The sequence below is a fragment of the Flavobacterium columnare NBRC 100251 = ATCC 23463 genome (assembly GCF_002530675.1).
Lineage (GTDB): Bacteria > Bacteroidota > Bacteroidia > Flavobacteriales > Flavobacteriaceae > Flavobacterium > Flavobacterium columnare.
The window spans coordinates 1-20,024 of sequence record NZ_PCMX01000041.1 but is presented as its reverse complement, the minus strand read 5'-3'; the positions used below and the strand labels follow the sequence as shown (position 1 = coordinate 20,024).

Sequence of the window (20,024 nt, the reverse complement as noted above, 5' to 3'; positions counted from 1 at the left end):
CTTATTCTTTTAATGTAATATAAATGATTTTATCATTCACTAAAAATAGATAAATCTACTTTTAGAGAAAAAATATTAGAGTATAACGAAACACTTTGGTTACCAATATCCGTTAATGCGTAATCAACCGAAATACCTTTGTAATGAAAACCAAGCCCAAAATTAGGTTGAAAACCAATACTTTTCTTACCATCTATTCCCAATGTGTTTTGAAAATTACCAACTCCAGTTCTTAAAAAAGCAAGATTGTTGTAGCCTAATTCAAAACCTACAGATGGTGATACGCTTAATAGGTCTGATGAAAAAATATCTTTAGTGCGTTGAAATTCCATATTTAAGTTGGTAGCAACTAAAAGACTCATATCATTATGGAAATTATATTTTTTAGCTAAACCCAATTGTGCCTTTGGTAATGTAATTTCAGATGTTGTGGGTAATTCCTGATTTTGTAATGGAATTTGAGTTTGTGCATTCTGAATTTTTTTAAATTCTTTTTCGTTGATATTCCAAATATTATAAGTAGTCGTAATGTCACGCACTAGGAAACCTAATTTCCAATTGTTTTTTTCGAATTGCATACCTGCATCAAAACCAACCCCCCAAGAACTTGCAAAATCCCCGATAATCCGTCTAATGATTTTTGCATTTACACCATATTTTAAACCCTGAATAGGCAAATCACGAGCATACGAAAACGTGACTCCATAATCCGCAGCAGAAAATAAGCTAATTCTATTATAATCAATCGTACCATTTGCATCAATTAGTTGAGTAGTATTTAAAATATTATCAACCCCAAACCGTATGACAGATGCTCCCCAAGCACTTTGAGAATCTATTTTTTTTGCATAGGCTAAGTAATCATATTGAGCAATGTTAGCAAAATAACTAGCGTGCATAAAAGCAGCTTCACTATCTTCAATTTTTAATAAACCAGTTGGATTCCAATAGCCAGAATTTACATCACTCGTATGAGCCACCATGGTATTAGCCATTCCAAAAGCTCTAGCATCAACACCAATATTCATGAATTCGTTAGAATATTTACGAGCCGTTTGAGCTTGAAAGAAATTGAAGACAACTAAAAAACTAAAGGTTAATATTTTTTTCAAGGGAACAGTTTTGGCAAAGATCAAATAAAAATCTGATATATTAAACTCTAGAACTTATAAAGTTATTATATTACCTTTGTAGGTTTAAAATTAAAAATTACAAAATCATTTTTATGTCAATAAAATCGCAAATTCCAAATTTAATTACATTATTGAACTTGCTTTCAGGATGTATAGCTATTGTCTTTGTTTCACAATTACAGTTTGAGTGGGCCTTTTTCTTTGTATGTTTAGGGATATTTCTCGATTTTTTTGATGGCTTTTTTGCACGTCTTTTTAAAGTTCAAAGTCCTTTAGGATTGCAATTAGATTCGTTGGCAGATATGGTAACTAGTGGAGTTGCTCCAGGATATGTTATGTTTCAAATGATATTAAAAGCAATAGGGGGAAATCAGGAATTAAGTCTTAATACATTGGAAGGGTCCGTTATGTTGCTTCCTTTTTTAGGTTTTATTATTTCATTAGGAGCTTGCTTTAGATTAGCTAATTTTAATATAGATACTCGCCAAACAGATTCATTTATAGGCGTTCCAACTCCAGCTAATTCATTGTTTATAATGAGTTTGCCTTTAGTTATTAAGTTTACAGATATTTCTATAATTGTAGATATTTTGCATAATCCTTACATCCTTTTGTTAATTACTGCTTTAAGTGCTTATGTAATGAATGCCGAAATACCATTATTTTCTTTAAAAATAAAACAATTCACTTGGTCTAAAAATGCCCTGCAAATTCTTTTTCTGACATTGAGCGTTGTTTTATTGCTAGTTTTTAAATATCTAGGAATACCTCTGATAATTATTGCCTATATATTACTTTCTGTTATTAATAATTTATTTTTGAAGAAAGGGTAAATGGCTCAAAAAAAATATTCTAAGGGAGTTAAAAAAGGAACCCATACACATTCGAAAAAACGACCACAAAACCAAGTGTCTTTTTTTTCAAGTTCCTTGTTTTTCAAACTAGTGATGACATTGAGTATTGTGGTTATTCTTTATAGTCAAAAAAGAAGTATTGCCCGTTATTTAGGATTTACTACAGATAAAATTATTTACAATGAAGCGCGTTCTATGCCTATTGATAAGGTACTAGGTACGCATATCGAAAAATCTTTCGGTATTGATCTTTCAGAATACCAAGATAATATAAATTGGGCGAAAGTAAAAGAAATAGAAGGAGGGTATCCTATAGAATTTGTTTTTATCAGAGCAACCGCAGGAAGCAATAAAGTAGATAAGAAATTTAAAAAATACTGGTTACGCGCAAAAGAAAGAGGTTTTATAGTAGGAGCGTACCATTATTATAGACCTAATGAAAATTCAATAGAACAAGCAGAAAATTTTATAAAACAAGTTACTTTAGTAGAAGGCGATTTTCCTCCCGTGTTAGATATAGAAAAACTGCCAAAAGCCCAATCAATAAAACGGTTAAAAGTAGGATTAAAACGATGGTTGGAAAAAGTGGAAGCTCATTACGGAGTAAAACCTATTATTTATAGTAGTGAAAGTTATTATGAAGATTTTTTAAAGGAAGATTTTGGAGATTACCCTTTTTGGATTGCTAATTACACCGCATTTTATAAGGAAATAGACTCTGAATGGTCTATATGGCAATTAACAGAAAACGGAAAAATACCAGGGATTAAAGGTACTGTAGATCTTAATATTTATAACGGAACTTCCGTAACAATGAAAGAATTATTAATTAAATAGTGCCACACGATTCTTGTTATAAAAAGTAAAGACCAATTTTGTGTTTTAGAAAATTGGTCTTTACAATGCCTACTTCTTTTCTTTTCAAAAAGAATTATCTACAAACGTAAAAAGAGCTATTTTTTTAAACCTAATTTTTGATGAGGTTTCCCTTCTTGAAAAGTAAAATACATCTTATTCGCTTGTCCTTTTGTAAACATTGTTCTTTGTTCATCAGCAGCATAATCCATATAGTTAACAAACATTTGAGTGTACTCTTTGCCGTGGCAAATTTCTTTTAAAGGATGCTTTTGAAAACCATAATGCTCTTTTGGAGCAAGCGGAGTGTCTGATACTAAATCATCACCACAATTGCCAGTAGGTCCAGAAAGGTGATATAATCCAAAATAATGTCCTACTTCATGAACAAGTATTTTTCCCTTAGTATATCCGAATTTTATGATACTTGGATGTTGAGGAGCAGGATCATAAAGATATAATGAATTTAATGCAATTCCCCAATAATTTCTATCGCCTGATAAAGGAGAAGCGTATCCCGCAAAATCATCACCCTCTTGATCATATAAACTGTCTAAAATCCATACCGTTAATGTTTTCTCGGTATTTTCAGCAAGAAAACCATGCTCTTTTGTTTTAAACCATTCTTGTTGACCTAATACAGCATCAAATTCAGTTTCTTTTCTACTAATCCCTTTTAGTACAAAAGAAATTTTAGTATTTCCAGAAGCAAGTTTAGAAAATTCCTGAGGCGTATTTGCAAAATTGTCGTCTTTTCCTTCAAAAGACTTATTTAAAATCTCAATTTGTTTTCTTATGTCTTGTTCTGTTATTTTACTTCCTCTTTTCCCTTTTTTATACAAAATATTAAATTGAACTGGGATTTCTCTTTTTTCTGTAAGGGTGTAAGTCCTTTTAGAATCGTAAGAATCATCATACCTGTTTTTTGGATTATTAAGGATTGCGTTTTCTGCATAATTTACAGTTTTACCCTCTGTTATATTTTCTTTTTGACAAGAAAATACTGTTAAAGATGCCAAGAGCATCGTAATAAATAATTTTTTCATAAGATATTATTTAATTTAGTTTAACTCTGGATTAAAAATTAATGTTTATTGTTTAAAAATCAATAAACATTAGAAAAAATAAGTTTTTTCGACGATTTAATAGTGTTATAATTTTGGGTATAGATTCCTTATTTATGATAAAGAATTTAAAAAATCATAGATAACTTGGGAGATTCAAAGATAAGGTACTTTTTTTCTTTGTTATATGTTAAAAATAAGCGGTCTACTTTAATTAAAAATATAAGTTGCTTGTTTTTAGTGAGTTGTTTCTTTTTTAAATGTTTTTTTTAGGTTTTGTTTAACTTATTTTTTGTAAATAATTAATAATTATTTGAAGAACAAACGGTTTATAGATAGCTGCTTTTGTTTTATCAAAAGATTCGTATTAAATCTTTAGATTAGTTTTAATAAGGAAGAAATAAAGCCTAAAAAATGTCAAAACACACTAACTATTCATAATTACATATCCGTTAATTCAAGGGATATTTTAAGGGAAAGAATAAAAAGGTATCAACCTACTTAAAATATAAGAAGCGTTCTTATGGTATTTAATAAGTAATTCTATCATTTAGTTCAAGCTGAAAACAAATGAAATAAGCGGATATAGCAAACTTTTAACAGATTTTAGCTATATTCTTATCTACTATACAATCCCTCCGTGGTAAAAATTATGAATAAACACTTTAGAATCTATTTCGATGGTACTTGATGTGTGAAAAAATAATGTTTTGAAAATTAGAAGGTTAGGTATTTACTGTGTCCAAGAACCTCATCTCTCAAATAGATATTTCTTTTTTTAGAATAAATCTTTTTATTTTTTATTTAGAATAATTAAAAATAATGTTTTATTTTTAAAATTCTAATCTTATATTTGCAGTCCAAAAACAATTTAAAATTAGTCTAAATAAAATGAAGTTATATTGGTTAGGATGCTTATTATTCTTGTCTGGACAAAGTTTCGGTCAAGATAGGTTTCAAGGAGAAACAGAAAATACCGTTGAAAATGATACGGCTAGAAAAAAAAGATATTCGTTAAAAGAAATAGAAATAAGACAACACAAACAAAAAAAGTTTGTTTCTACTGTTCGTACGGGATTAAAACCTTTTGATAATCCTCAAAGTTTACAATCTATTGGAGGAGAAGTGATTTATCAACAACAATCGGTTCGTTTGAGCGATGTCGTAAAAAACGCAAATGGTGTTTATGTAGGCTCAGCACGTGGTGGAGCACAAGAATCCTTTTGGTCAAGAGGTTATGATATGGGTACGAATAATATTTTTAAAAATGGTTTTCGTCAAAATGGAGGGTCAATGCCTGAGGTGATTTCATTAGAAAAAGTAGAATTTTTAAAAGGAAATAGTGCTTTGTTATACGGAAATGTAGCACCAGGAGGAATTTTAAATTTAGTAACCAAGACCCCTTTGTTTGAAAGAGGAGGAGAGTTATCTTTTCAAACAGGAAGTTATGATTTTTACAAACCTGTAATTGATTTTTATGGGCCTCTTAGTAAATCAATTGCTTACCGGGTAGTGAGTAGTTTTGAAAAATCAAAAAGTTTTAGAGATGTAGTAAGTAGAGAACGTTATTATATTAATCCTTCTTTTCTATTTAAGGCAACCCAAAAAACAGATGTACTTCTTCAAATGGATTATTTGTACGATAATTGGACACCTGATTTTGGAACAGGTGCTTTTGGGAAGACTATTCTGGATGTACCTATTAGTCGTTATTTAGGTGCTAATTGGTCTAACGGACAAACACGTCAGGGATCATTATCCGCTCTTTTAAAACATCAGATTAATGATTCTTGGAAGTTTATTGCAAATATGTCATTCCAAAATTATTCAAGACAATTTGAAGGAACAGACAGAATTCAACCTTCTAACATAACGGGTGATTTAACTAGAAAATTAGGTAAGAACAAAAATGTTGAAACACTATTAGGACAACAATTAGGATTACAAGGAAGTTTTAAAACTTTTGGTTTCAAACATGAATTATTTACAGGAGTAGATGGAGAAACTAGTTATACGGATAGTTATTCCTATTTGTTTTATACAAAACAAAAAGATGGTAAATTTATTGCTATAACAGATTATGATAAAATCAATATCTTTGATCCTATTACATTTTCAAACGAAAAAGGATCACAAGAAAATTATAATTCAGTACTAACAAAGAATCAAGGAAAACGTTTTGGCTTTTTTGCTCAAGATTTAATATCTATTCATGAAAAATTAAAAGTACTTGCTGGTTTGCGTTGGTCATGGCAAGAAGTTCAAAGTACTGTATATAATGCCAAAATTGATGGTGGAAATACTACAAGTCCTAAAGGACAAACTCCTTTTGTGCTTAATCATGAAGCAGATAAAGATAATGCACCAATTGAAGGCGCTATACAAGTAGATAAAGCATTTTCTCCTAAATTTGGTTTGGTCTTTCAACCAATGCAATCAATAGCAATTTTTGGAAGTTATTCAAATTCATTCACTACCAACACAGGAGTTGATATTTATAATGATCCTATAAAACCCTCTATTATAAATCAATATGAAGCAGGAGTAAAAACAGAATTTTTTAAAGGTAATTTAACAACAGGAGTAACTGTTTATAGCATTGAAAATAATAATTTAGTCCAAATGGCAGCTACAACCTTAGATGGTAAAGCCAATTCTAATTCGAATATCAAAGAACTATCAGGTAAAACAAGAAGCAAAGGAATTGAATTAGATATTACCGTAACACCTATCGAAGGATTCAAGATTAATGCAGGTTATAGTTATAACGATATGCGTTTTGTGAAAACATCTGGATTAGTAGGCAGTTCATTAGAAGGGGATCGTTTGGCGCGTACCCCTGATCAAACAGCTAATTTAAGTTTCTTTTATACAGTACAAAACGGATTTTTCAAAAATGTTTCCATAGGAGCTATAACTAACTATATAGGAAATCGTATAGGCGGTTGGAATAACCGTTATGCAAAAGATAAAAATGGAACAGTATTTATAGAAGAACGTGAGATTCCAGTTAGTGGTTATGTAGTTGCGGATGCAACTCTAGGATACACTTATAAAAATATAAGTTTATTATGTAAATTGTCTAATGTGGCTAATACTTTAAATTATACAGTACATGAAAATTACAGTATTAATCCAATACCGCCAAGACAATTTATGGCAACACTAAAATATCAATTTTAAAAGGTTTTGTTTTTGTGAAAGGCAAATAGTATAGTTTTAAAACTATACTTTTGCCTTTATATTTTTTTATTACTTATACATAAAAGTTAGAAATGAAAAGAATACATATAATAATAGCAATGCTATTTAATATAGTGTCAATTGCCCAACAAAAAAATACATTATTAGATGGAAATTTTTGGAAAAAAAATCCGAATCTAACCATAGTTCAAGCTGAAATAGCCAAAGGCAATAATGCTTCAGAGCTAAACTCTTCCGCTTTTGATCCTGTTACATTAGCTATTAATAATGGTGTGTCAAATGAAGTGATTTACTATTTGTTGGAACAAAAAGGAAATGAAATAAATAAGCTCACACATGATGAAAGAACCTATCTGCATTGGGCTGCTGCTAAAGGAAATATAGAGTTAGTACAAGATCTTATAAATAAAGGAGCTAATATCAATCACGAAGATTCCCATAATACGACACCTTTGGCTTATGCTTTGGCTAGTGGTAATGCTAAAAAAGAATTAATAGAAATCTTTTTTAAAGCAGGTTTAGACCCTAAAAAGTTATATAAAGATAAAGCAACCCTATTAATGTTAGCTGTGCCTTATGATAAAGATTTGTCCGTTACACAATTTTTAGAAACAAAAGGATTAAGCGTAAAAGATCAAGATGCCTTAGGAAAAACAGTTTTTGATTATGCTGCCAGAACCGGTAATATAACTAATTTAAAAAAACTTATTGAAAAAGGAAGTAAATGGACTCCTAATGCCTTATTAATGGCCGCTGAAGCTACTCGACGATCTGCTAATTCCTTAGAAATATTTCAATATCTTATTGACGATTTAAAATTAAAACCAACTGTTTCCACTACAAATGGAGAAACCATTCTTCACCTCATAGCTAAGAAAGAAAATCAGATCCCAATTGCTCAATATTTTTTACAGAAAGGCGTTTTAATAAACGCAATAGATAACGAAGGAAATACCGCTTTACATAAAGTAGCAGGAACGCGTGATTTTGCATTTGTGAATTTTTTATTAGAAAAAGGAGTTGACGTAAGTAGAACCAATAATAAGGGGGAATCTGCCTTAATGCAAGCCGTTAAATCAGGCTTAGTAGAAACAATGAATACACTAGTAAATAAAGGAGTTACTATTGATTTGTTGGATAAAGACGGACAAGGTTTAGCCTACCATTTAGTGCAAAATTATAGAGCACCTAAAAACGGGAACGATGATTTTCTAGATAAACTAAAATGGTTAAAAGAAAAAGGAATAGATCTAAAAAAACCTTTAAGAAAAGGAGATACGCTCTACCATCTTGCCGTAATAAAAAATGATTTAGAATATTTAAAAAAGTTAGAAGGTTTTGAAATAAATATAAATGCTAAAAATGAAGCAGGATTAACCGCTTTACATAAAGCAGCCATGGTAGCTAAAGATGAAAATATAATAAACTATTTACTTACTCTAGGAGCTGATAAAAAGGCAAAAACAGATTTAGATGAAACAGCCTATTCATTAGCCCAAGAAAATGAAGTATTAGCTAAAAAACAAATAAATTTAGATTTTTTAAAATAAGAGATGAATAAGTACACAAAATATTTAGGACTGATTGTTTTTTCATTGTTTTTTAATAGCATAACAGCTCAAACCTCTAAATACAAATGTATGTTGCAAATGACAAACTATGTAGGAGAAGGAGCTTATATTGTAGTATCATTAATCAATCCAAAAGGGCAATATGAGAAAACATTATATGTAATGGGAGATGACAAAAAATGGTATAAAGACATCAAAGAATGGTATAAATTTTATAGCAAAAAAAATAAAGTAGATGCAAAAACAGGAGCTTCCGTAGCAGGAGGCGATAGAAGTGTAACCGTTTTAGAAATAGAAGACTCTAAAATAAATACAGGGTATAAAATTCGTTTCGAATCAGCTGTAGAAAATCAAAAATATCATATTACAGATGCAGAATTTCCATTAACCACAGAAACTTTATTAAATAAAGTAGAAGGAAAAGGATATATTCGTTTTGTTAAATTAAATAAATTATAAATAGGCAATGACCTTATCTATTTGGCGATTGGCTCATTTTGCCTTGGCTCTTATAGCTTCTCTATTTTTAGTACTAGCTTCTGTAACGGGAGGAATTTTAGCAATAGATACCATAAATCAAGAAATTCCATCCTATAAAGTTGATAATTTTAAGGAAATCAAACTTGCAAAAGTTCTAACCCCTCTAAAAAAAGAGTTCATCGAAGTAACAGAACTAACCGTTTCTCCTAGCCAGTATGTAATAATAAAAGGATTAGATACAGATGCTAATGAAGTAGAAGCTATTATTAACCCTAATACGGGTAAAATAATAGGAACTCCTAAAAAACACACACAATGGATCAAATGGGTAACTTCTTTACACCGATCGCTTTTTTTGCATAAAACAGGGCGAATTATTCTAGGAATCAATGCCTTTCTTCTGGCTGTTATAACCAGTACGGGAATTGCTTTATTGCTAAAACGCCAAAATGGCTTCGTAGGTCTTATAAAAAAAATTAAAAAAGATCATTGGTCTTCCTATCTTCATGTATTACTAAGTAGATGGATGGCTATCCCTATTTTGATTATGGCCCTAACAGGAGCTTTTTTAACACTATATAATTTTAAAATTTTAGAGAAAGATTCTTTACTAAATCATAAGGAAATTGTTTCTCAAAAACCGCTTTCTCAAAAAAAAATAGAAGATTTTCCCATTTTTAAAAAGGTTTTATTATCAGATGTTCAAAAGTTAGAATTTCCGTTTGCAGACGAAGTAGAAGAACACTTTACACTAAATTTAAAAGATCGAGTAATCTTAATCAATCAATGGAATGGAGAGATATTGAGTGAAGTTCCAATATCAAAATGGGTGAGGTTAGAAAACCTCAGTTTAGATCTACATACAGGAAGAGGATCTATTCTTTGGTCGTCCGTATTATTACTTAGCGTATTCAGTATTTTGGTTTTTATTGTTTCAGGATTTTTGATTTCATATAAACGGTTACGTCATAGGCAGACCAATAGTTATACTTTAGAGGAGGGTGAATTAATCCTATTAGTTGGATCAGAAAACGGGAGTACGATGAAGTTTGCTAATGCCATTCATAATCAGTTTTTACAACAAGGAATCAAATCCTTTGTTGGATCTATGAATCAGTATCAAACAGCACCCAATGCACATACCATTTTATTTTTAACCTCCACTTACGGTGATGGTAATGCACCTGCTAATGCCAGTCGTTTTGAAGGATTAATTCAAAAATACAAACAATTACATACCATACAAACAGCCGTAGTAGGATTTGGTTCCTCCCAATATCCTGATTTTTGTGGATATGCTAAACAAGTAGAAACACTATTAAAAAAACAATCTTGGAATCAAAAAATAATTGATTTACACACAATAGATGATCAATCTATGAACGATTGGCTACACTGGATATCAAATTGGAATAAGACTACTACCATTCAATTAAGTAATTTAGAAACGACGTATTTAGATAAGAACAAAAAGAAAACCCTGTTTAAAGTGATTTCTAAAAGCCAAGTGGAAGGAAATTGCTCTAATTTTATACTGGTATTAGAACCTCAAAAAACAATAAAAGTAAGTTCAGGTGATTTGCTAGCTATAGAGCTAGGACATTCTCAAAAAGAGCGTTTATATTCTATCGGTAAGCTTGGAGATACAATACAACTCATGATAAAACTACATCCCAGAGGATTAGGATCTAATTATCTCTATCAATTAGAAGAAGGACAAACGCTAAAAGGAACTATTGTAAAAAATGTTAAATTTAATCGACCTAAAAATAAGAAAGTAGTGATGATTGCTAATGGTACTGGTATTGCTCCCTTTTTAGGAATGATAGCAGAAGCTACATCAAAGCAATCCCTATATTTATATGCAGGGTTTAGAGCAAAAAGTTCTTTTGTACAAAAAATAGAAGCTCAGATAAAAGTGTTTAAAAAAGAAGGTAGATTACAAGATTTTAAATTAGCCTTGTCTAGAGAAGGAAATCAATCTTATGTTACAGATTTAGTAAATCGCGATTTAGATTTTATTTTTCAGATATTAGAGGAAGAAGGAGTGTTGATGATTTGTGGATCTTTAGCCATGCAAAAAGACATAGAAACCTTGTTAGAGAATTATGCTTTAAGAAATGATACTAAAAAAATAGATTTTTACAAATCAAAAGAACAAATTTTAATAGATTGTTATTAATGAAAATACTAGTCTTGATTCTACTTTTTCCCTTTTTGCAGTATGCACAGGTACAACGTCATAGAATTGTTACACTTATGGGAAGCCGATTTGATATTACCATAGTAGAAAAAGATAGCATTTTGGCTGAAAAAAGAATTGATGAAGCCATAACTGAAATAGATCGCATAGAAAATCTGATTTCAGAATGGAAACCTACTACACAAATTTCACAAGTTAATCAATATGCAGGTGTACAACCTGTAAAAGTAGATAATGAAATAATACAACTCACAAAGTCAGGATTGTATTTTTCTAAAATAACAGAAGGAGCTTTTGACATTAGTATAGTAGCAATGGATAAAATATGGAAATTTGATGGTTCTATGACTGCTATGCCTACAGAAATTGCTATAAAAAAATCTATAGAAAAAGTAAATTATAAAAACATCGTAATAGATACAGTAAAATCTACTATTTTTTTAAAAGAAAAAGGGATGAAGATTGGTTTTGGTTCTATAGGAAAAGGCTATGCGGCTGATCGGGTACGTACCCTCTTAGAGACAAAAGGAGTTTTGGGAGGAATTATTAACGCATCAGGTGATTTGACTACTTGGGGAAAACAAGCTAACGGAAAACGATGGAGCATAGGAATTACCAATCCTTTTGGAAAAGAAGAATTTGTAGATATCGTGAAATTAGGACGATATGCTGTAACCACTTCAGGAAGCTATGAAAAATATGTAGAAATAAATGGAAAAAAATATTCCCATATTATTAATCCTAAAACAGGTTATCCAAGCCAAGGTATTTGTAGTGCGACTGTTTTTGGTCCTAGTGCAGAAATTGCCAATGGTTTTAGTACTTCTATAATGGTTTTGGGACTAAAAGAAGGAGCCAAGTTATTAGCTAATTATCCAGCTTATTCTTATGTTTTAGTTACAGATAAAGGGAGGATCATAAAATCTAAGAATTTTAAGAAAAGCAAAAAAAATATTTAGAATGTATAAGTCTAAATGTTTGGATTATACTTATGATTAACCAAAAAATAACTTTGTAATAAATATTAACCTAGTTTTATGTTAATATTCTACCTACATTAATATTTTCATATTGGTTTTATTTTGAGACTGAAAAGAACCCAGAAGAAAAATAGATCAAGAACTTAAAAAAAATATTTTTTTAAGTTCTTGATCGTAGTATTTGTATTAAAATTCTAATTTTTTTCTTCTCAATTCAAAATTTTGTCCTAGATATACACGACGTACCATTTCATCTTCTACTAATTCTTCAGGAACTCCAGCTTTTAGAATACCTCCTTCGAACATTAGATATGTTTTGTCTGTAATAGCAAGAGTTTCTTGTACGTTATGATCTGTAATTAAAATACCGATGTTTTTATTTTTAAGTTTCGCTACAATACGTTGAATGTCTTCTACAGCCACAGGGTCAACACCCGCAAAAGGTTCATCTAATAAAATGAATTTAGGATCAGTAGCTAAACATCGTGCTATTTCTGTACGACGACGCTCACCACCCGATAGTAAGTCCCCTCGGTTTGTACGGATATGATTTAATGAGAACTCCTCAATAAGAGCTTCCATCTTTTCTTCTTGTTGATCCTTAGTAAGATTAGTCAATTGTAAGACGCTCATTATATTATCTTCAATACTCATCTTTCTAAAAACAGAAGCTTCTTGAGCAAGATAGCCAATACCGTTTTGAGCTCTTTTGTACATAGGGAAATCCGTAATGTCCATGTCATCTAGGTAAATATTTCCCGAATTAGGTTTTACTAAGCCTACAATCATATAAAAGGAAGTTGTTTTTCCAGCCCCATTAGGACCTAAAAGTCCAACTATTTCACCTTGATTAACTTCAACAGATATCCCTTTTACAACGGATCTCTTTTTGTATGTTTTGACTAAATTATCTGCTCTTAATACCATGTTTTAAATTTGAAAATTTGAAAAATTTGAAAATGAATAAAATATTCAAAATCATTTTTTAAATCCAATCTGACAAATAAACTTAAAATTAATCAAAGAAAAAGAGAAATGAGTATAAAAATATAATTTCAATTTTTCAAAATGACTAATTTTAAAATAAATTAATTATTTTCAAGGGCTTCCCAAAACTCGTAAGCTCTTCTTAAGTGAGGAATTACAATAGTACCTCCAACTAATGTAGCAACGCTCATAGCTTCCATCATTTCAGCTTTTTTGATGCCTAATTTGTAACAAGTTTCTAGATGATATTTGATACAATCATCACAACGTAATACAGCTGATGCAACTAGTCCCATTAGTTCTTTTGTTTTTATATCTAAAGCACCTTCCGTATAAGTATTTGTGTCTAGATTAAAAATTCGTTTGATAACCTTATTATCATCGCCTAATATTTTTTCGTTCATTTTAGAACGATAATCATTAAAATCTTTTACTAAATCAGCCATTTTGTTCTTTTAATTGGTTTTTGTAGACAATTCTAGAAATAATAATACTCATTTCGTAAATTAAAAGCATAGGAACTGCAACAGTTACCTGACTTACCACATCAGGAGGGGTAACAATGGCGGCTATGATTAATACAATTACGATAGCATATTTTCGAGTATTTTGTAAAAAACTTGGTTTAATAAGTCCTAGTTTAGTTAATAAATAGATAATGATGGGCATTTCAAAAAAAATACCACCCGCTAATACAGATGTTTTAACCATTCCTATATATGAATTTAAATCAATATCGTTTTTAACTACGCTACTGATAGAAAAAGAGGCTAAAAAATTTACAGACATAGGAACTATGACATAATAACCAAATAGAACACCTGTAAAAAAAAGAACTGATGCTGAAATGATAAAAACTTTGGCGTATTTTTTTTCGTTATCATACAGGGCGGGGCTGATAAAACGCCATAATTCCCATAATATATAAGGAAATCCCAAAATAAACCCAGCTGTAATACACATCCATACAAAAACATTTACTTGCCCTTCCATACTGGTGTTTTGAATGGTAAAAGGGAGTTCTTCAATACAAATTGTATCAGCAAAACCAAGATAGTGAGAAGCATCGCAAAAAAAACGATATGTAATAAACTCTACTCGTGTAGGACCAAAAATTATTTGATCAAATATAAAATCAGCAAAAAAGAATACTACGATTGCTAATATAACAATTGTTATAGTACTTCTTATAAGTAGCCATCTAAGTTCTTCTAGATGGTCTAAAAAAGACATTTCTGATAAATTTTTCTTAGCCATTTATATAATTCCTTCTTTTAAAATGTCATGTATATGTAATATTCCTACATAGTTTCCATCGGCTTCCACTACTAATTGTGTAATCGAAAAATCTTCCATTGTATGAAACGCATCGATTACCATGGCATCTAACGCAATTGTTTTTGGCGTTAGAGTCATGATATCTTTTGCTTTTAATCCTGATATGGTTTCAGTCGTGTTTAGCATTCTTCTGATATCTCCATCTGTTATAATACCAATTAGTTGTTTGCCTTCTATTACAGCGGTTACGCCAAGTCTTTTTTCTGATATTTCTACAATTACATCTTTTATAGGGGAGTCAGGAGTAACTTGTGGTTTGTGATTTTTGTCTAATAGATCACTAACACGTAGTAAGAGCTTTTTTCCCAATGCTCCGCCAGGATGGTATTTGGCAAAATCTTCACTTTTGAAATCTCTTTTTTTCATTAAACAAATGGCTAACGCGTCGCCTAATACTAACTGGGCAGTAGTACTATTAGTAGGCGCTAAATTATTAGGGCAAGATTCTTTACTTACATAAGCATGTAATACTAAATCAGATTCTTTGCCTAAAAAAGAGTGAAGATTAGCAGTCATTCCTATTAATTGGTTGCCAAAACGTTTTAATAAAGGAACTAATACTTTTATTTCGGGACTATTCCCGCTTTTTGATATGCAAATAATGACATCGCCACTTTGCACCATGCCTAAATCACCATGTATCGCTTCGGAGGCATGTAAAAACATAGACGGGGTTCCTGTAGAATTAAAAGTAGCAACCATTTTTTGAGCAATAATGGCACTTTTTCCTATTCCTGTAACGATTAGACGGCCTTTTGTATTATATATAACTTCTACTGCTTGAGCAAAATCGTCAGTTAGATAGTTTACTAAGTTTGCTATAGCTTCACTTTGTTCTAGTAAGGAGGCTTTAGCAGCGGCAAGGATGGTGTCTTTGGTTGTCAAAACAAGGGTCTCTTTTTAAAATTTGTATAATGATAAAGAAAATAGTATCTTTATTCAGTGCAAATTTATAAAAATACCTAGTTGAAAGGATTTTTTATTTGATTGAAATTTTATTAAATTTGTTTAAAATTTCTCAAAAAAACACCAAACGCATTTTTTTTTACTAGTTGGGGATAGTATAAAAGCTGTTTGATTTTCATCATTTCGTTAACTTATCAATAGAAAATAATTGAAGAATGAGTTCTGACCCAATTGATTTACACAAAGAATTAAAAAAGTATTTTGGATTTAGCCAATTTAAAGGACTACAAGAACAAGTAGTAAAGAGTATTGTATCTAGAGAGAATACTTTTGTTATAATGCCCACAGGAGGTGGGAAATCGTTATGTTATCAGTTACCTGCGCTGATTCAGGAGGGCGTGGCTATCGTCGTTTCGCCTCTGATTGCGTTAATGAAAAATCAAGTAGACGCTCTTAGAAGTTTAGGCTCTGGAGATGCAATTGCACATGTTCTTAATTCTTCATTAAATAAAACAGAAATAAACCAAGTTAAGAAAGATATAGCATCTGGCTTTACGAAATTATTGTATGTAGCCCCTGAATCTTTAACAAAAGAAGAATATATTGATTTTTTGAAAGAACATAAAATCTCTTTTGTTGCTATTGATGAAGCCCATTGTATTTCAGAATGGGGACATGATTTTAGACCTGAATATCGAAATTTAAGAAATATAATTAGAGCTCTGGGTGAAATTCCAATTATTGGATTAACGGCAACAGCTACACCAAAAGTTCAAGAAGACATACTAAAAAATCTAGAAATGTCTGACGCAAATGTATTCAAGGCATCGTTCAATCGTCCTAATTTATTTTATGAAGTACGAACAAAAACTAAAAATGTAGAAGCAGATATTATTCGTTTTATAAAACAACATAAAGGAAAGTCAGGGGTTATTTATTGTCTTTCGCGCAAAAAAGTAGAAGAGATAGCGGAAGTTCTAAAAGTCAATGGTATTTCGGCAGTGCCTTATCATGCGGGGCTTGATGCTAAAACTAGAGCCAAACATCAAGATATGTTCCTGATGGAAGAGGTAGATGTGGTAGTAGCTACCATTGCTTTTGGTATGGGAATTGATAAACCCGATGTGCGATTTGTAATTCATCATGATATACCTAAATCTTTAGAAAGTTATTATCAGGAAACAGGAAGAGCAGGACGTGATGGGGGAGAAGGGCATTGTTTGGCATACTATTCATACAAGGATGTTGAGAAATTAGAGAAGTTTATGGCAGGAAAACCCATAGCAGAACAAGAAGTAGGTTTTGCTTTGTTACAAGAGGTTGTTTCTTATGCCGAAACCTCTATGTCGCGTCGTAAATTTTTATTGCATTATTTTGGAGAAACGTTTGATAATGAAACGGGAGAAGGGGGAGATATGGATGACAATATGCGTAATCCTAAAAAGAAAACAGAAGCCAAAGATAATGTAGTTAAATTGTTAGAGGCTATACGAGATACAAAAGAAATTTATAAAGCAAAAGAAATTATTTTAGCTTTAATAGGTAAATTAAATGCCGTAATTAAAGCACATAAGACAGATGCCCAACCGTTTTTTGGAATAGGTAAAGATCAAGACGAAAAATATTGGATGGCACTGATCCGTCAAGTAATGGTTGATGGTTACATTCGTAAAGATATTGAAACCTATGGGGTTTTAAAAATAACGGATAAAGGCTATGCGTTCTTAAATACGCCAACATCTTTTATGATGACAGAAGATCATGAATTTGATGATAATGAAGACGATACTGTACTAACTGCTGCTAAATCTTCAGGAACAACAGATGAGGTTCTAATGGCTATGTTAGTTGATTTGCGTAAAAAAGTAGGTAAAAAAGAAGGAGTGCCACCTTATGTCGTTTTTCAAGAGTTTTCATTAGAAGATATGGCTTTAAAATACCCTATCACAATTGCTGAACTAAGCAATATTCAAGGTGTAGGAGAAGGAAAAGCTAAAAAATATGGAAAAGCATTTGTAGATCTTATAGCCAAATATGTTGACGAAAATGATATTATACGACCTGATGATTTAGTAGTCAAGTCTACTGGAGCTAATTCAGGATTAAAGCTTTATATCATTCAAAATATAGATAGAAAACTCCCTTTAGATGATATTGCAAAAGCCAAAGGATTAGATATGGATGCCTTATTAAAAGAAATGGAGCAAATTGTTTACTCAGGTACTAAGTTAAATATTAATTATTGGATAGATGAAATTTTAGATGAAGATCAACAGCAAGAGATCCATGATTATTTTATGGATTCAGAATCAGATAAAATTCAGGATGCTTTAAATGAATTTGATGGAGATTACGACACAGAGGAACTGCGACTTATGCGAATTAAGTTTATTAGTGAAGTAGCAAATTAATCGGCAAGACTTATTTTTTTAACCTCAGGTTTGCGTTAGATTTTGTGATCAAAATGAAAAGGGCAAAAAAGGTAAAAATGACGAAAATTTTTTGCACAGTTGAAGTTTTCGCTACATTGAATTTAAAAAATAATCAGGCAGATTCAGAAGTAAGGCGAATACAATTAAAAAAATATAAAAAAATCCAATTTTGAAATTTTTCAAAATTGGATTTTTTATTACCAGTGGTATTTTAAACGAAGCTCACTGTCTTGTCTTAAAATGTTTTTACAAAAAAGTGTAAAAATATGGAAAGATATTCAGTAAAATATTCTACAAAGTGGCAATCAAAATATTCAGAAGAATTTAAAAGATTTGTTTGCAATGATTATCTAACAGGCTCGATTGACCCTAAAAGAAGTTGAGTTAAAGCATAATCTTGGTAATGGTCGACTTACCTATTGGTTAAGAGAAAGAGGTTTTGATGTTTTAAAAACAAGAATTGTATCTTTACCTGATATGAAATCAGTTAAAATCAATAAAGACGAAAGGGACTCTCAAAAGTCGATTACTGAACTCGAAAAAGAACTTCAAGAAGTAAAACTTTTAGCTGAGGCTTATCGTAGAATGATAGAAATAGCTGAAAAAGAGTTTAAAATCAATATTGTAAAAAAGTCCAATACCAAGTAATTCAGGAGATGAAGAACCATTATCCTAAGATTGGTTTAGGCAAATTTTGCGGATTACTTGGTGTAACACGACAAGCCTATTATCAACACTTTTGGCATCAGGAACAATACGCTTTTGAAGATGATTTAATTGTTTCTGAGGTTTTAAAAATAAGAAAAAACCATCGTGATATGGGAGGTAGAAAACGATATGAGTTATTACAACCATTTCTACTAGAACATCAAATAAAAATGGGTAGAGGTAGGCTTTTTGATGTGTTATCAGCTAATTATCTATTAGTTAAACGTAGAAAAAAACAAACAAAAAGATACTGTACAAAAAAAGTGTGTAAAGAATTTTTTGTAATTTTAAAATTATGAACCATTAAAATTTACAATTATGGACTTTACACACGCTCAAATTTCGGAATTATTATTGGAAGTTGCAAATTCAGAAAATGGAACGAATTTATTAATGCAAATGACCTTAGAGACCTTTATGAAGTCAGAACGGGTATTGCATCAGTTAGAAAATCCCACGGATTATGCAAATGGATTTAGAACTAGAACTACTAATGGTTTTGGCAAAGAAATGGTTTTAAAGGTACCAAGAACACGAAGAGATACCTTTTATCCAGCATTGCTTGGAGTTCTAAGAAATGAGGATGAAGAGCATCGAAAACTCATTTTTAGTCTTTATAGAAAAGGTTTAACAACAGAGTGTAAGCTTCCCCAAAAACAGCTACGATTAAAAGTATAATTTTTTAATTTTAGCAATATGAAAAAAAGTAAATTTACTGAGACACAGATCATCAAAATTATCTCAGAACAAGACAAGGGCAAAACGGTCAATGAAATTTGTCGTGAATTTGGTATAAGTCAGCCCACTTTTTATCAATGGAAAAGTAAATATTCTGGCATTGAACCCAATCAGCTCAAACAATTAAAAGAGCTTGAAAAAGAATTGAGCCAGTATAAAAAAATTGTTGCCGAACTCACTTTGCAAAACACCGTTTTAAAAGATGTAATCGAAAAAAAGCTTTAATGCCTGCCGAAAAGCGCGAGCTTGTTATCTATGTTGGGAAGCGATTTAAAATGAGCTTTCGTCAGGCGTGTAAGCTGTTTCGTATAAGTACTTCTGTGTTTTATTATAAGTCCAAACGAAAAAATTGCGACCTTCAAATTTCCGAAGAGTTATTAAAATTGGCTGAATCTCATCGTACTTGGGGTTTTTGGATGATGTATAACCGTTTGAGAAATTTAGATTATCTATGGAATCATAAACGAGTTTATAGGATTTATACAGAAATGCGGCTAAATTTAAGATGTAAGCGTAAGAAAAGAATTCCCGCAAGAATAAAGGAGCCTTTACTCAGACCAATTCAACCTAA

Annotated in this window: 19 protein-coding genes; 13 read left to right on the top strand and 6 right to left on the bottom strand. The window is 31.0% G+C overall.

Translation table 11 applies throughout. The annotated features are described in order from the left end of the window. Positions 1-32: 32 nt before the first annotated feature. Positions 33-1,112 carry a putative type IX sorting system protein PorV2 gene (locus B0A78_RS06555; protein ID WP_097609493.1) on the bottom strand — a complete coding sequence of 360 codons (1,080 nt, stop codon included), beginning with the start codon at positions 1,110-1,112 and terminating at the stop codon, positions 33-35. 113 nt (positions 1,113-1,225) lie between these two features. Between B0A78_RS06555 and B0A78_RS06550 the strand changes: the two genes are divergently transcribed. Continuing rightward, complete coding sequence (locus tag B0A78_RS06550; protein WP_077226001.1) at positions 1,226-1,966, top strand: CDP-alcohol phosphatidyltransferase family protein; 741 nt, start codon at positions 1,226-1,228, stop codon at positions 1,964-1,966. Then, positions 1,967-2,824, top strand: coding sequence for a glycoside hydrolase family 25 protein (locus B0A78_RS06545; RefSeq protein WP_097609490.1), 858 nt, complete (start codon positions 1,967-1,969; stop codon positions 2,822-2,824). 116 nt (positions 2,825-2,940) lie between these two features. Here the strand turns inward: B0A78_RS06545 and B0A78_RS06540 are convergent, their stop codons facing one another. Further along, a complete protein-coding gene (locus B0A78_RS06540; protein ID WP_097609489.1) occupies positions 2,941-3,888 on the bottom strand; it encodes a M43 family zinc metalloprotease in 948 nt (315 codons plus the stop codon). Between the two features lie 909 nt (positions 3,889-4,797). Between B0A78_RS06540 and B0A78_RS06535 the strand changes: the two genes are divergently transcribed. From B0A78_RS06535 to B0A78_RS06515, 5 genes are all read left to right on the top strand, one after another. Beyond that, positions 4,798-7,089 (top strand): TonB-dependent siderophore receptor, encoded by a 2,292-nt coding sequence (locus tag B0A78_RS06535; RefSeq protein ID WP_065213324.1) that lies wholly within the window; start codon positions 4,798-4,800, stop codon positions 7,087-7,089. 92 nt (positions 7,090-7,181) lie between these two features. Further along, on the top strand, positions 7,182-8,660 hold the full coding sequence (locus B0A78_RS06530) for an ankyrin repeat domain-containing protein (RefSeq protein WP_097609488.1): 1,479 nt from the start codon (positions 7,182-7,184) through the stop codon (positions 8,658-8,660). A gap of 3 nt (positions 8,661-8,663) precedes the next feature. Beyond that, entirely contained in the window at positions 8,664-9,140 is a 477-nt protein-coding gene (locus B0A78_RS06525) for a DUF2271 domain-containing protein (RefSeq protein WP_014166601.1), read from the top strand. Between the two features lie 7 nt (positions 9,141-9,147). Further along, positions 9,148-11,343: a PepSY domain-containing protein gene (locus tag B0A78_RS06520; RefSeq protein ID WP_097609487.1), complete on the top strand. Its 2,196-nt coding sequence runs from the start codon at positions 9,148-9,150 to the stop codon at positions 11,341-11,343. After that, positions 11,343-12,323, top strand: coding sequence for an FAD:protein FMN transferase (locus B0A78_RS06515; protein WP_097609486.1), 981 nt, complete (start codon positions 11,343-11,345; stop codon positions 12,321-12,323). The genes B0A78_RS06520 and B0A78_RS06515 overlap by 1 nt, the downstream gene beginning before the upstream one ends. A 207-nt stretch (positions 12,324-12,530) precedes the next feature. On the opposite strand, the gene lptB is transcribed toward B0A78_RS06515, so the two are convergent. From lptB to B0A78_RS06495, 4 genes are all read right to left on the bottom strand, one after another. After that, on the bottom strand, positions 12,531-13,271 hold the full coding sequence (gene lptB / locus B0A78_RS06510) for an LPS export ABC transporter ATP-binding protein (protein ID WP_014166604.1): 741 nt from the start codon (positions 13,269-13,271) through the stop codon (positions 12,531-12,533). A 161-nt stretch (positions 13,272-13,432) separates the two neighbouring features. After that, on the bottom strand, positions 13,433-13,777 hold the full coding sequence (locus tag B0A78_RS06505) for a carboxymuconolactone decarboxylase family protein (protein ID WP_014166605.1): 345 nt from the start codon (positions 13,775-13,777) through the stop codon (positions 13,433-13,435). Then, positions 13,770-14,588: a twin-arginine translocase subunit TatC gene (gene tatC, locus B0A78_RS06500; RefSeq protein ID WP_014166606.1), complete on the bottom strand. Its 819-nt coding sequence runs from the start codon at positions 14,586-14,588 to the stop codon at positions 13,770-13,772. Before tatC ends, B0A78_RS06505 begins: the two co-directional genes overlap by 8 nt. Further along, positions 14,589-15,554: a KpsF/GutQ family sugar-phosphate isomerase gene (locus B0A78_RS06495; RefSeq protein ID WP_014166607.1), complete on the bottom strand. Its 966-nt coding sequence runs from the start codon at positions 15,552-15,554 to the stop codon at positions 14,589-14,591. It abuts the gene before it with no gap. A 236-nt stretch (positions 15,555-15,790) separates the two neighbouring features. Here B0A78_RS06495 and recQ point away from each other — a divergent pair, with 236 nt between their 5' ends. The 6 genes from recQ to B0A78_RS06465 all read left to right on the top strand — a co-directional run. Then, the gene (recQ, locus tag B0A78_RS06490; RefSeq protein ID WP_014166608.1) at positions 15,791-17,986 is read left to right on the top strand and encodes a DNA helicase RecQ; all 2,196 of its coding nucleotides are present in this window, start codon (positions 15,791-15,793) and stop codon (positions 17,984-17,986) included. Positions 17,987-18,370: 384 nt separating this feature from the next. Further along, positions 18,371-18,655 carry a hypothetical protein gene (locus B0A78_RS06485; protein WP_014166609.1) on the top strand — a complete coding sequence of 95 codons (285 nt, stop codon included), beginning with the start codon at positions 18,371-18,373 and terminating at the stop codon, positions 18,653-18,655. Positions 18,656-18,663: 8 nt separating this feature from the next. Further along, complete coding sequence (locus B0A78_RS06480) at positions 18,664-19,014, top strand: hypothetical protein (RefSeq protein ID WP_014166610.1); 351 nt, start codon at positions 18,664-18,666, stop codon at positions 19,012-19,014. Between the two features lie 19 nt (positions 19,015-19,033). Further along, positions 19,034-19,393, top strand: a complete 360-nt coding sequence (locus tag B0A78_RS06475; RefSeq protein WP_014166611.1) for a transposase — start codon at positions 19,034-19,036, stop codon at positions 19,391-19,393. An 18-nt stretch (positions 19,394-19,411) separates the two neighbouring features. Beyond that, complete coding sequence (locus tag B0A78_RS06470; protein ID WP_014165992.1) at positions 19,412-19,678, top strand: transposase; 267 nt, start codon at positions 19,412-19,414, stop codon at positions 19,676-19,678. Next, positions 19,678-20,024 (top strand): IS3 family transposase (locus tag B0A78_RS06465; RefSeq protein ID WP_133065782.1); only part of this gene is annotated, 347 nt, incomplete at its 3' end. The genes B0A78_RS06470 and B0A78_RS06465, both read left to right, overlap by 1 nt.

What these genes read in the sequence shown, in the direction of transcription:
- B0A78_RS06550 (WP_077226001.1), top strand. Translation starts at nt 1,226, where the DNA reads ATGTCAATAAAATCGCAAATTCCAAATTTAATTACATTATTGAACTTG.
- B0A78_RS06545 (WP_097609490.1), top strand. Translation starts at nt 1,967, where the DNA reads ATGGCTCAAAAAAAATATTCTAAGGGAGTTAAAAAAGGAACCCATACA.
- B0A78_RS06540 (WP_097609489.1), bottom strand. Translation starts at nt 3,888, where the DNA reads ATGAAAAAATTATTTATTACGATGCTCTTGGCATCTTTAACAGTATTT.
- B0A78_RS06535 (WP_065213324.1), top strand. Translation starts at nt 4,798, where the DNA reads ATGAAGTTATATTGGTTAGGATGCTTATTATTCTTGTCTGGACAAAGT.
- B0A78_RS06530 (WP_097609488.1), top strand. Translation starts at nt 7,182, where the DNA reads ATGAAAAGAATACATATAATAATAGCAATGCTATTTAATATAGTGTCA.
- B0A78_RS06525 (WP_014166601.1), top strand. Translation starts at nt 8,664, where the DNA reads ATGAATAAGTACACAAAATATTTAGGACTGATTGTTTTTTCATTGTTT.
- B0A78_RS06520 (WP_097609487.1), top strand. Translation starts at nt 9,148, where the DNA reads ATGACCTTATCTATTTGGCGATTGGCTCATTTTGCCTTGGCTCTTATA.
- B0A78_RS06515 (WP_097609486.1), top strand. Translation starts at nt 11,343, where the DNA reads ATGAAAATACTAGTCTTGATTCTACTTTTTCCCTTTTTGCAGTATGCA.
- lptB (WP_014166604.1), bottom strand. Translation starts at nt 13,271, where the DNA reads ATGGTATTAAGAGCAGATAATTTAGTCAAAACATACAAAAAGAGATCC.
- B0A78_RS06505 (WP_014166605.1), bottom strand. Translation starts at nt 13,777, where the DNA reads ATGGCTGATTTAGTAAAAGATTTTAATGATTATCGTTCTAAAATGAAC.
- tatC (WP_014166606.1), bottom strand. Translation starts at nt 14,588, where the DNA reads ATGGCTAAGAAAAATTTATCAGAAATGTCTTTTTTAGACCATCTAGAA.
- recQ (WP_014166608.1), top strand. Translation starts at nt 15,791, where the DNA reads ATGAGTTCTGACCCAATTGATTTACACAAAGAATTAAAAAAGTATTTT.
- B0A78_RS06480 (WP_014166610.1), top strand. Translation starts at nt 18,664, where the DNA reads ATGAAGAACCATTATCCTAAGATTGGTTTAGGCAAATTTTGCGGATTA.
- B0A78_RS06475 (WP_014166611.1), top strand. Translation starts at nt 19,034, where the DNA reads ATGGACTTTACACACGCTCAAATTTCGGAATTATTATTGGAAGTTGCA.
- B0A78_RS06470 (WP_014165992.1), top strand. Translation starts at nt 19,412, where the DNA reads ATGAAAAAAAGTAAATTTACTGAGACACAGATCATCAAAATTATCTCA.